This window comes from Chryseobacterium sp., from assembly GCF_022869225.1.
GTDB lineage: Bacteria > Bacteroidota > Bacteroidia > Flavobacteriales > Weeksellaceae > Chryseobacterium.
In genome coordinates, this window is sequence record NZ_JALIHL010000001.1 from 869,591 (window position 1) to 882,146 (window position 12,556).

Below are 12,556 nucleotides of genomic sequence, written 5' to 3' on the forward strand. Positions count from 1 at the left end.
TCAAGTTCAAGCGGTTTCAAAGGGTGTTAATATGAAGTGTTATAAATTAGGATTATTCTTCTTCGCACTCATTGGATATTCTATCGTATATCTCACATCATTTTGCTGAAGAATATATTCCTTCCCATTGATGGTATGGGTGATTTTTTTCTGGTTGGCTCTTCTTAAATCAGACCAGCGCTGTCCTTCCAGGGCAAACTCCCTGTATCTCTCATCCAGGATGAAAGTCATGAATGCTGATGCATCCATTGGAGATACTGCATTTTGTACTGAAGTATAACCGTCAGGAGTGTATCTGTTTTTTAAGACTTTAAGAAGTGTTTCTTTAGCTTCATTAAGCTTATTCAGTTTTAATAATGCTTCAGACTTTATAAAGTACAGTTCGGCAGTTCTGAAAGACACTCTGAAATCTGAGCTTCCTCCTTTGATGACCTTATATTTGTTACCGTTCTTTTCAAAATAAATTCCAAATCTTTTATCCGTAGCATTATATGCTGAAATCAGTTCCGGGGACGCAAAAGACAAGTTCTTTATAGAGTTGTCCCATGTATTATCCAAAGCCATGATGGATTCTGGTGAAGCATAATGGTTGGGTGGTGTATTTACCGTATTTAAATTACTCAGATCTCCTTTTACCGCCAATACCTGCTCTGCGTAGTATAAAGCCTGGTTCCAGTCTCCTTCATAAAGAGCCGTTCTGGCCTGGAAAGCTCTTAACGCTGTTTTAGAGAATCTGTAGTTGATACCGGCCGGCTGCTTCTCTTCCACCATAAGCTCTTCAGCTTTTTTAATATCTGCATGAACCTGGTTGTAGACTTCCTGTACAGAAGACGGTTTCAATACCTTTTCAAGATCAATTTCAAGGTTGATCGGTACCCCTCTGTCCGTAGAGGCTGTCGCACTGTTGTATGGCTTTCCATACAAATTGGCCATATCAAAATATAGATAAGCACGAAGTGCATAGGCCTCCGCGAGGATCTGTCTCATTTCAGGGGAATCCTGCATGGTCTTACTTCCTTCGTTGATGATCTGGTTCAGATAAAAGTTCACGGAATAAAAGCTTACCCATGGAAACTCCGTGGATGCCGGATCATTATTTGAATCCTTCCACATGGCAATTTCACGGTAGGAAATAAAGTCCATTCCGTTTTCATCGATGCTGACCTCATCGGTACGAAGTGCTGTTAAAGATTTGTGAACCGGATATTTTGAATAGGCAGACGTTAATACTTTTCTGTAATCCTCAGCAGTGGTAGGGATAATTTTCCCTTCAGGCTGGATATCTAAAAACCTGTCACATCCTACACTGATAAAGCTGATGGCTGCAATTGCTATAAATGCTGTAATTTTTCTCATTTTTTTCAAGTTTTAAAAAGAAATATTAAATCCTACGGTAACCGACTTTGTTATAGGCTGTGCATAAATATTACCGTACGTTTCCGGATCAAAATACCCTTTATAGCCATTACTGAATACGAACAGGTTACGCCCTTCAATACTCAGTCTCAGGCTGCTGATTCCCATAGGACTTGTAAATTCTTTAGGAAGCGTATATCCTAAACGGATACTGCTGATTCTTACATAACTGATTTCTTTTGCCCAAACATCAAGCAGGCTGTAAGCACTTGAGCGGTTTCCGGCAAACCATTTATTGGCCATCCATCCGTCCGGATTGGCATCCATATCGGGACTTGTAATCCCCGGAAGTGAAGATCCCGCCTCATAGATATCCTTTGTATAGTTTCTTCCTCTGTCCAGCTCCATTCCACGGTAAGAAGGTGTTCTCATTACGGTCTGCTTCAGATTAAAAGTTGCAGAGACTGTAAAGTCAAAATTACGTACCTTAAAAGTATTGATGATCCCTCCGGTAAACTTCGGATCTCTATCCCCTACATAAGTGAAAAGGCTTCTCAGCTCTGCATTGGTAAGTTTCGTATCCACAAGCTGTCCCGGAAGAAAATCTGCATACACGTCATACAGCTTAAAGAATTCTACCGCTGATATTTTTTCATTTCCTTTCCAGAACATTGGGTTTCCATGTTCATCCATTCCTGCCGTTTTTAAGGCAAAAACAGCATTCACAGGAAGACCTTCTCTGGAAGGAAGGAAAGAATTGTCACGGGGCTGCTCGCTAAGTACCCTGCTCTTATTATGGGCAAAGTTAATGGTGGTTGACCATTTGAAATTGTCATGATTGATATTTCGGGTAGATAATGCCAATTCAAAACCTTTGTTGGTTAAGCTTCCCCAGTTCATCATCGTATATTCAAACCCTGTTTCAAGCGGAGTTTCTTTCATACTGATCATATCCGTACCTTTTCTGCTGTAGATATCCGCAGTAAGGTTAATACGGTTCTGGAATAATCCAAGATCAAGCCCAAGGTTGACATTGGTGGTTTTTTCCCAGCGAAGCTTATCATTCGGGGGCTGATTACATTAATAATCCCTTCTTTCATTCCCGGAAGAATAGTCGCGTCACTGTATTCTCCGATGAAGAACGGAGAAGTATTACGGTCTATATTTCCCTGAAGACCATAGGAAGCTCTTAATCTAAGGTTAGAAACCGCAGAAATATTTTTCATGAAGTTTTCCTTTGTCACCAGCCATGATCCTGAAACCGCCCAAATCGGAAGATATTTATACTTTTTGTTTACTCCGAACAAATTGGTACCGTCATATCTCACACTTCCGAAGAAAGTATATTTCTGATCATAGGTATAAGAAGCCGTAGCAAACATGGAAGCATATGCATTCTCTATCGGAGGCATTTCACGGTAAGTTTCATATCTCTTATCCGATGCAAAGCTTGAGTTCGGAAAAACAATGGCAGTAGCTCTTCTCGTTGTAGGATCATACCCGAACGCTCTGGTAACGGTAGTATTATCTTCAGTTTTACGGATTTCCGTTCCCGCCATCAGATCAATTTCATGCACTGAATTGATTTTTGTACTGTAGGTTCCCTGCAATTTCCAGTTGTACTGAAAGAAGTCATTATCCCAGTTTTGCTTTACCGCCCCTGCCGGTAGGAAATAGTGGTAGCCACCGTCTTTATAATAACGGGTACCTTCTCTCATTTTTCTGGTGAAATATGTATTTTCAGCGGCATATTTCTCCGTTTTATTGCCATCGTACTGAACGCCCAACTGTGAAGTAAACCTCAAGCTTTTTGAAACCTTATATTCTAAATCCAAAATCGCTTTCAGTGAATTGTTTTTCAGGGTATAGCTTGTATTTTCTCTTTCTTCAAGAAAATTGAAAGGAATATATCTATCATCAAAACCATCTATATCTTTATCATAGTTGTAACTTCCGTCTGCATTGAAAGGCTTCAGATAAGGATTGGCATTTCTTGAATAATTTACAGGGCTGATCGAAGCGTCAGCGTCTGTCACAAACGATTCACGCTCACTTTGGGTTCCAAAAATAGAGATTCCTGCATTCAGCTTATCGCTTAATTTATAATTGTTTTTTAAAGTCAGGTTATATCGTTTAAAACCGGTGCCTATCGTTGTCCCTTCTTCATCATAGTATCCTAATGAGAAATAGTAATCTGAGCGGTCACTACCTCCGGAAATACTTAATCCGTACTGTCTGTTGATCGCATTTCTGTACAACAGTTTACCCCAATCCGTGCTGTTATTTCGTAACCCGTTAATCTGTTGAAGTGTTGACGCATTCAGTGCATCTAAACCGCCGTTTCTAAAAGTATCAAGCTGCCCGTTTTTCGTTAGAATTCTCATGACCTCCCCTTTATCGGCACGATACGTTAGGTCGGCACGTTGAGCAAGCATTAATTCAAGGTCAACTTTTTCAGAGGCATTCAAAAGATTAAGTTTACTAAAATCAGGACGGGCTGTGACAAAAGTATCTGCTGAGAAATTTAATTTCATGCTTCCTCTTTTCCCTTTTTTCGTGGTAATAGAAATAACCCCGTTGGCAGCTCTGGCTCCATAAATTGCAGTAGCAGCGGCATCTTTTAAAATGGTAATATCTTCAATATCATTAGGATTCAGCCCTGCGATAGAAAAATTCTGAAGCTGGTCAATATTGTCCTTATCCGTGAAATTAGGCACATCATTTCCTTCTAACGGAAGACCATCGATCACCCATAACGGATCCTGCGGTCCGGATAGGGAAGCCGTTCCTCTGATCCTGATTTTGGCAGGACTTCCCGGAGCACCGGTTTCAGGAGTTACGGCAACTCCCGCAATCTGTCCCGCAAGCATCTGATCCACGCTGGCAACACCTGCCTGGGTAATATTATCCATCTTCACCGTAGAAACCGCTGAGGTCTGCTTGCGCTTTTCAATTTTCTGATATCCGGTAATGATGACTTCCTGGATTTTATTTTTATCAGAAACCTCACCGGCAGGCATCAATGTAATATTATAGTTGGTCTGTTCTTCATCGATCTGAATCAGTCTGGATTCATATCCAAGATAGCTGACCAATACAGACTTTGTATCTGCAGGAATGTCTAAAACAAATTTTCCATTCTTATCAGTAACGGTACCTATTGAAACACTTTCAATAATTCCTTTCTGGTTGGTTTTTGCAGAAACGGATTGTGTTTCAATTTTAATGGATGCTCCTGCGATGATTTGTGAGGTATTGCCGTCCTGGACCTTACCTGTGATGGTTTTCTTCTGTTGGGCTAACACAATATTAGCAGCCAAAAGAGGTAAAAGTATTAGAGTTTTTTTCATAGCTGATTATTTGTTTAAAGCCTCTTCAATACGGATAATTAAGTCTGTATAATGAGCCCTTGAGGCATCATCTCCTTTATATCTGGTTCTGTTCAGTAGGTCCAGTACCTTCTGAAGCTCCGCTCTTTTATAAGTAGTCACTTCAGATACTCTTTTCATCGATGAATAATTAATGTTTCTAAGATTGCTGTCTTCTTCATGGAAATTACAGATCAGCGGCATGTTCAGAGTATTGTCTACCTTCAATCCCTTCACTGCAGTTTTTTCAAATAATTTATTGACAGAAACGATCAGGGCATCCACATAGTTTTTCTGCGTCATCTTTTCAAGAATAGTCAGACTGCCCTTTTTATTGAAAATAGCACTTCTTACCTGATCAAATAAATTCTCAACTGTATAGATTTCTTCTTTCGAACCTGAAACCTCATGTTTTAACTCATTTTCAAGCAGCCTTAGCAGTCTGTCATCCATAAACAGGGAATATATATTGGCATACTGCATTCCTCTCGCTAAAGTATAGGGAGTCTGTTCGAACGGTCCCACCGGTGAATTCTTAACAGGATAAGTTTTCTCTGTGATCGGATTAAAAAATAACCACTCCGGAAGGTTGACGGCATTTTTAACAAGGTAATCAACAGCTCTTTTTTGAATATCGGCAGGTACTGCTTCGTACGCTTTTTTCTTATTTCCAAAAACCGTATTGTTCAGATAAATTCCTCCTACATTCGCCATCACATGGCCCGTATATAAATCCCACTGCCCTATGGCTCCCAAATACAATTTCCCCGCATCCGTATAATCTTTACCATCTTCATACGTCCATTTTAAAAGATTATCTACAACAATTTTCAGGTTTTTCATCCCATACTCACTGGCCTTCATCGCATCATCACCTAAATCTTCAGATTGCGAACGCGGGTCAATTGTTTCTAAATAACTTTGTTGTTCACCATAAAAATACAGAGGATCATCCTCGTGTTTTTCTATTAAACTTCTCAATGCTTTTTTCTCAGAGAATTCGTCAGGATACCAACGATACCCCCAGTCAATCGCATATTTATCATAAATCCCGATTTTTGGAGTGATGGCAGTAACTCCATCTTCAGGCTGAGCTACATAATTATAGCGTGCATAATCCATAATAGAGGGTGCCGTCCCACCCATTTTATCAGTAAATTCCTTGGAACGAAGGGATTCTACCGGGAATGCAAATGAAGCTCCCATATTGTGCTTCAGCCCAAAAGTATGTCCCACCTCATGGGATGAAACGAATCTAATGGCTTCTCCCATAAGCTCATCACTGAACTTATTTCCTCTGGCTTTCGGGTCGATAGGCCCCGTCTGAATTCTCATCCAGTCATGAAGGGAAGTCATTACATTATGCCACCAGATGATGTCAGCTTCTATAATCTCACCACTTCTCGGATCCACTACAGAAGGTCCCATTGCATTGGACTTAGGGGAAGCCGCATAGGTAATCACCGAGTATCGTACATCGTCAATATCAAAATCTTCATCCTTTTCATCCGGCATTCTGGCCACTACAGCATTTTTAAAACCAGCTTGTTCGAAAGCGACCTGCCAGTCATGAACACCTGCGATAATTTTTTCACGCCATTGCTTTGGTGTTGCAGGATCAATATAATAAACAATCGGTTTTTTAGGCTCTACAAGTTCTCCTTTCAAATACCTTTCTTTATCTTCGTCTTTAGGCTCTAAATTCCATTTGGTAATGAAGAATTTTTCATCCATTTTCTGCTGACGGTCGTTAAAAGACCAGTGCTTTTCAGTGAAAAATCCTACTCTAGGATCGGCTATTCTCGGCTTCATTGGCGTCCTGGAAAGCAATACAAGATTTGTTGTCACCCCAAGGGTTACAGGCAGATCAACTCCTCCTTCGTTCACAGACGTAGACAATTGAGATTTCACAACAAGGTTCCGAGGAAATGTCTTTACGCCTTCAATATAAGAAAGACTTGATTTAACAGATCCTCCCAGACCTACATTCGCCAAAACATCATTAAAACTTTTCTGATTTCCATCAAAAACTTTGTTCACTTTAATTGCTACAGCGGTAGAATCATTATTTTGAGCCTCAATATCAAAAACTTCGATAACAGATTCTGAAAAGTTATCTTTTACAGATTTTGTAATGGCATCATTTTGAGGGGAAGACACTTTCGCCACCGAAGTTTTAACCCATACTTTTTTAGCAACGGTATCCCGGTGAAAAGAAATGATCTTATTCTCATAATTCATTCCTTTATTCAACCCTGCCTCATTCACCTGCATCGGTACCTGAGAAAGTTTATTAACCACCAAAAACTGACGCCCCATTAAACTGTCGGGAATTTCAAAATAAATATCCGTTTTTACCTGGATCGTATTAAAAAGCCCTTTTTTATAAGTCCCTTTTTTGATCAGATCTTCAATTTTTTTTGTTTTCTTCGACGAAACATCTGTTTTATCAGTTTTCTCTTTAGCCGTTTTTACAGTATCTTTTTTCTGAGCCAGAACTGCCGGCGAAGCCATAGCAAGTCCTAAATACAGTGCCAGCCTGTAATTCTTCATTAAAATAGTCCGATTCATTCCAAATAGTAAATATCTTAGTTTCAGCCAGCAAAGCTATAGGTATCGAAAATTATATAAACAGTGTTAGGGAGTGAGAGGTGATTTTTCGGGAGTGAGTGGATTTTTATTTTCACTTCATTAATGGCAAAAAACATATGAAATATTCACCATCTACAGAAATATTAAGAAAATTATTCTTAAAATATCCATAAATTTGATTCAAATAATCAATCCCGAATTTCTCTCCCTGGACAGGCTCCGTTTTGGGCTGCCAGGTATTCTTTACAATGATTCCGTCCTCTTCTACGGTAATGAGAATCGCTAAAGGCTGATCTATGGTTGCTATATTGTGCTTTATCGCATTTTCAGTTACGATCTGGAGGGACAAATAAGGAATCCGTTTTTCCAAACTTCCGGGAGCATTAATAATCAGCTCAAAACTCAACTCTTCATCAAACCTGCTTTTCAGAAGCTCCATATACTGCTGTATAAAATTAATTTCCTGAGAAACGGGAACAATATTTTCTTTAGGAGGCACAATAAGATACCTGTAAATCTTTGAAAGATTCATGGTAAATTTCCGGGCATTCTCTTTATTGATACCGATCAGCATATAAAGAGAATTGAGCGAATTGAAAAGAAAATGCGGATTGATATTATTTTTCAGCTGTTGCAGCTGGTTAATGACTTCCGCTTTATGCATTTTTTCGTTCTCAATAAGAAGATAGTTCTTCTCAGACTGTATTTTTTCTTTTTCCTGATAGGCTAGATTGGTTGCCCTCTGGAATAAAATAAAGACCGTTACAATAAGGAATAAGGCGGCAAGAAAAATATAGACGGTATAGGTTTTTATCTTGCTGATATTTTCATCGATAATAAAATTAACATGATTCACGACTGTGTATCCGTCAAAATTATCTGTTTTTAATGGTTTTATAAATCGTGTCACCTCCACTCCAAGGTATTCTGAGATCGCGGTTCCTTTGGTATATCCGGCTTCAGTTTTCCTGGTTAAAGTGTCATTTGGTTTAATATCCGTAAAGTCAAAAATATTCTTCCCGATGTATTTCTTCTCAGGATGGGTGATGCAAATTCCTTCTTTGGTAAAAACATACGCATAAGTATTAGAACTTTTGTCTACATTGATAAAATACTGATGAAGATCATCCAGACTTACTGTAGAGCCATAATACAGTTTGTTTTTGTCTGGCAGTACCAGAGAATCATAGCTTACCCAATACATACTGTCTCTTTTGCTTATCAAAAGATCTTTAAAATGTCCGGGGCCATTATTATTTATAGCAATAGAGGATTCTTTATACTCTTTCTTTTTGAAAATATCGGATAACGGATTATTGCTCTCTGACTTTCCTGAAGCGGTATTTTCGTAATAATACCAGCTGTAAGGCAGCAGATTTCTTTTTTTGTTTAAATCATTTAAAACTAAAGAATAGTCTTTATAATTCTTCAGACCGTCTTTCTGGATCAGCGCACGAAGCAGATACTGATAATCTTCAATATTTCTGAACTCATGTTCTATCGATTCATATTTTCTAAAGAACGTTTTCTTTGCAAAATCATCAGTATTTTTACGGCTGTCTTCTGTAATTAAAAGGCTCAAGACAGCAAATGCTGCCACAGCAATCAGACAGGCAGACAAAGCAGTAATATAAATGGATTTTTTGGATAAAGCGTGTTTAAAGTTAATCTTCAATGTATTCTATATTCTTAATTTTCTTTGAAAGAAAGACGGGACCATACTTAGGCTAAGCGGAACTCTTTTATGACTTCTTCTGCAGATAATTTATTCGTTTGCAAAAATATAACAAAGATTTCAGGACCGAAAAGTGAATTAAAAATACCGCTGATTTTTTTCTCTGCACCCATTTCTATCTTAGAAATTTCATCGACATAAAGTATAGAAAACCCTCCTGTAAACAGTCATGAATGCCAAATGCCGGAAGTCTTAAAATTAGTTAATATGATATACTGAGCAGCAGAATCAACCTTTTATATATTGAAAATTATTTATCTTCGCCTACAAATCTTATTTGAAAATGAAGAAGATCATCTCCGGGATATCTATTTTTTGTACCGTCATTATCTCAGCCCAGGAAGCTATACAGTTTCAGGATATACCATTCAAAGACATTATTGCAAAAGCTAAAAAAGAAAAGAAATTGGTGTTTATTGATGCCTATGCTTCATGGTGCGGCCCATGCAAACTGATGGAGAAAAATGTATTTACTCAAAAAACCGTTGGTGATTATTTCAATACCAGCTTCGTTAATGCAAGATTTGATATGGAAAAAGGAGAAGGAAGAGAAATTGCGGCCAAGTATGGTGTGCGTTCCTATCCTACCTATCTTTTTTTAAATGGTGAGGGAGAACTTGTTTCGCAAAATACAGGTTATATGGATGCAGGTCTCTTTGTAACCATGGCTCAGGATATCAATTCTCCGGGTAATAAAAAAGGATCTCTGAAAGAACGCTTTGCCAGCGGAGACAAAGACCCCGAATTCCTGATCAACATCATGAAACTGAACTCCAGCAGTGATTATGATTTTGCAAAAAAAGCGTCTGAAAGATACTTTGATACTAAGAAAAAGACGGAAAAACTTTCAAAAGAGGAAATAGGTCTGCTGCTATACTTTGTTAAATCAACAGAGGACCATAATTACAATGTCTTCACAGCCAGAAAAGATGAAATCATCCAGTTTCTGCCGGAAGAAACATACAGGGAATTTGATGCACAGCTGAAACTGGCCAAAATCGTAGAGCAGTCCATTGATGAAAAGAATAGAAGAATCAATGATGAGCAATTCATGAAAGCAGCTGAACCTCTGGTTGGAAAAGAGGCCGCAATCACAAAACTCAATCAGACCAAACTGAGCTATTATGAGCAAAATGCTAATTTCCCGGAATTTGAAAAGGCGGCATTGGAATATTATAAAAATTCAGATTCATTTGAACCCAATGAGCTCTTAAGAGCAGCATGGGTGTTCAGTGATCATATCAAAACACCGGCTTCATTAAAGAAAGCAACTGAATGGGCAGAAAAGTCCGTCATGAGAGGTGAAACATCAGAGAACACCTATATTCTTGCCAAACTCTACTTTGTAACAGGAAATAAAGATATGGCAAAAAACTATGCAGAAATGTCTAGGAATATAGCAACTCAGACCCATAAAGATTCAAAACTGGCTGAAGAATTATTAAGCCAAATAAAATAACATTACTGATGAAATATAAATTATTGACAGGTGTTTTAGCGTTCTTATCTGTAGGAACTCTAAGCGCCCAGGAGCAGGAGCAGGGACAGGATAAAAGTTTATACATAAAGGGAAATGCGCTGTTTGCTCCAATCGGTATCTTAAATGTAGGGGCAGAAAAGCAGTTAAGTTCTAAGTATACCCTCCAGGGAGATGTTTTTATTTCCCCCTGGAAGTCGTTCGCAGGACATGAGCTTCAGTATTATTCTGCTTCCGTTGAAGGGAGATATTATTTTCAGGAAGCCTTCAAACACTGGTATATAGGCGCTAACCTTGGCTTTGCAGCGTACAACGTCCAGAAATGGAACTATTGGAATGACACAATACATGTGAATGATAATGGAGAAACTTTTGTCAACTCCAATCTTCACCAGAAAGGATACTCTATTTTGCTAGGCGTCACAGCAGGGTATCAGTTTCAGTTATCTGAACGATGGAATCTTGACATTTACGGTACTGTCGGAACATCCCAAAGCTTTTATAAAGGTTATGACCGCACTACAGGTAAGCGCTATGACCAGGCAACCGGCCTTAATAAAAGTGGAGAAATTATCCCATACAGAGGCGGTATCATGATCTCTTACAAATTAAAATAATACAATGAAACCATTCGGTAAAAATCATATTATCATTTCAGTGATCACTTTTGTGATCCTTTTTTTAATGAACTATATCGGGAATGATCTTCCTGATAAACTGCAGAGAGCCTTATTAACGGCTTTTGCAGGAGTTGTAGGATTAACTATTGGTCTTTTCATCTTAAACAGAGGGAAAAATGACAAAAACCCGCCCCAACATTTTGATTGATTAATCTTCGTACACAATATACCGGGTTCTGATTTTTTCAAAATTATTCAACCCTTCTTTCCATGATGCCCTAATCTCCGGAATTGATCGCCCTGCCATGATTTGTTTTCGCAGTTCATCAGTTCCGGACAGTGTATCAAACCATAAGTTTTTCAAAAAGAAATCCTGCTGGGGATTTTTATAACTTTGGTATGCTTTGATCACCCATTCAAGGTTCAGCTCTCTTAAATCTTTCGGATAATTCGAAAGATTCTCACCGTAACATAATTTACCGTTCAGGAAAGGATCTTTAGCCCCAAAATTAGGTTTTGGAGTAAACTGGTAAGGCAATCCTTCTGTCCATGGAGAACCATACATCTGGAAAGGCAGATCCGTACCTCTTCCTACAGAAACCTGGGTTCCTTCAAAAAAACATAAACTTGGATATAGGTTGATCGCTTTATCATTCGGCAAATTCGGTGAAGGTCTGTCCGATATCTGATACCGTTGTTTTTTATGATAATTTTTCATCGGAATCAGGGTATATTTAGCCTGCACACCATCTTTAAGCCACTTTTCGCCATTCACCATTTTTCCGTATTCTCCTATGGTCAGCCCATATACTACCGGAACTTCATGCATCCCGACAAAACTGGTCCATTTCTTTTTCAAAACGGGCCCGTCTGTATAACCGTCATGCGGATTAGGACGGTCCAGTACCATTACCTCAACATTATTTTCAGCGCCAGCCTCCATCAGATAAGTTAAAGTAGAAATATAAGTATAGAATCTCACGCCCACATCCTGAATATCAAAAACGACAATATCAATTCCCTTTAGCTGTTCAGGCTTTGGTTTTTTATTACTGGCATATAAAGAAATAATAGGAATTCCGGTTTTAACATCTACCCCGTTTTTCACTTTGGCGCCGGCATCTGCCTCACCTCTGAACCCATGTTCCGGAGCAAAAATAGCTTTAACGTTGATATTATTCTTTACTAAAAAGTCTACCAGGTGAATTCTGTCCTTCATCAATCCCGTCTGATTAGTCACTACGCCCACCGTCTTATTTTTCAACAATGGTAAATACAATTCAGGCTGGTCTGCCCCGGTCTTGAAATCCGGTTGATCTTGAGTTTGAGAATAATATTGATTGATTCCTCCTAAAAAAATTAGGCAAATAAGAAGTAAATTTTTAATTTTGAAATCTAAATTCATAAG

The 12,556-nt window shown here is 38.6% G+C and carries 7 protein-coding genes and 1 pseudogene; 3 read left to right on the forward strand and 5 right to left on the reverse strand.

Translation table 11 applies throughout. From position 1 onward, the window contains the following. Window positions 1-39: 39 nt before the first annotated feature. The 4 genes and pseudogenes from MUW56_RS04075 to MUW56_RS04090 form a co-directional block, all read right to left on the reverse strand. Window positions 40-1,356, reverse strand: a complete 1,317-nt coding sequence (locus MUW56_RS04075) for a RagB/SusD family nutrient uptake outer membrane protein (protein WP_292011984.1) — start codon at window positions 1,354-1,356, stop codon at window positions 40-42. A gap of 12 nt (window positions 1,357-1,368) precedes the next feature. Beyond that, window positions 1,369-4,706: pseudogene (locus MUW56_RS04080) on the reverse strand (SusC/RagA family TonB-linked outer membrane protein). A gap of 6 nt (window positions 4,707-4,712) precedes the next feature. Next, window positions 4,713-7,277 carry a zinc-dependent metalloprotease gene (locus MUW56_RS04085; protein ID WP_292015373.1) on the reverse strand — a complete coding sequence of 855 codons (2,565 nt, stop codon included), beginning with the start codon at window positions 7,275-7,277 and terminating at the stop codon, window positions 4,713-4,715. Window positions 7,278-7,407: 130 nt separating this feature from the next. Then, entirely contained in the window at window positions 7,408-8,991 is a 1,584-nt protein-coding gene (locus tag MUW56_RS04090; protein WP_292011985.1) for a histidine kinase, read from the reverse strand. Window positions 8,992-9,334: 343 nt separating this feature from the next. Between MUW56_RS04090 and MUW56_RS04095 the strand changes: the two genes are divergently transcribed. The 3 genes from MUW56_RS04095 to MUW56_RS04105 are packed head-to-tail and all read left to right on the forward strand — an operon-like array spanning window position 9,335 to window position 11,356. Next, entirely contained in the window at window positions 9,335-10,510 is a 1,176-nt protein-coding gene (locus tag MUW56_RS04095) for a thioredoxin fold domain-containing protein (RefSeq protein ID WP_292011986.1), read from the forward strand. An 8-nt stretch (window positions 10,511-10,518) separates the two neighbouring features. Next, on the forward strand, window positions 10,519-11,145 hold the full coding sequence (locus MUW56_RS04100) for a DUF3575 domain-containing protein (RefSeq protein ID WP_292011987.1): 627 nt from the start codon (window positions 10,519-10,521) through the stop codon (window positions 11,143-11,145). Between the two features lie 4 nt (window positions 11,146-11,149). Next, window positions 11,150-11,356 carry a hypothetical protein gene (locus MUW56_RS04105; protein ID WP_292011988.1) on the forward strand — a complete coding sequence of 69 codons (207 nt, stop codon included), beginning with the start codon at window positions 11,150-11,152 and terminating at the stop codon, window positions 11,354-11,356. Here the strand turns inward: MUW56_RS04105 and MUW56_RS04110 are convergent, their stop codons facing one another. Continuing rightward, a complete protein-coding gene (locus MUW56_RS04110) occupies window positions 11,357-12,553 on the reverse strand; it encodes a DUF1343 domain-containing protein (RefSeq protein ID WP_292011989.1) in 1,197 nt (398 codons plus the stop codon). It lies immediately after the preceding gene. Between the last annotated feature and the right edge of the window lie 3 nt (window positions 12,554-12,556).

Excerpts from the sequence above, each read along its gene's own strand:
- MUW56_RS04075 (WP_292011984.1), bottom strand. The coding sequence starts at position 1,356 with ATGAGAAAAATTACAGCATTTATAGCAATTGCAGCCATCAGCTTTATC.
- MUW56_RS04085 (WP_292015373.1), bottom strand. The coding sequence starts at position 7,277 with ATGAAGAATTACAGGCTGGCACTGTATTTAGGACTTGCTATGGCTTCG.
- MUW56_RS04095 (WP_292011986.1), top strand. The coding sequence starts at position 9,335 with ATGAAGAAGATCATCTCCGGGATATCTATTTTTTGTACCGTCATTATC.
- MUW56_RS04100 (WP_292011987.1), top strand. The coding sequence starts at position 10,519 with ATGAAATATAAATTATTGACAGGTGTTTTAGCGTTCTTATCTGTAGGA.
- MUW56_RS04105 (WP_292011988.1), top strand. The coding sequence starts at position 11,150 with ATGAAACCATTCGGTAAAAATCATATTATCATTTCAGTGATCACTTTT.
- MUW56_RS04110 (WP_292011989.1), bottom strand. The coding sequence starts at position 12,553 with ATGAATTTAGATTTCAAAATTAAAAATTTACTTCTTATTTGCCTAATT.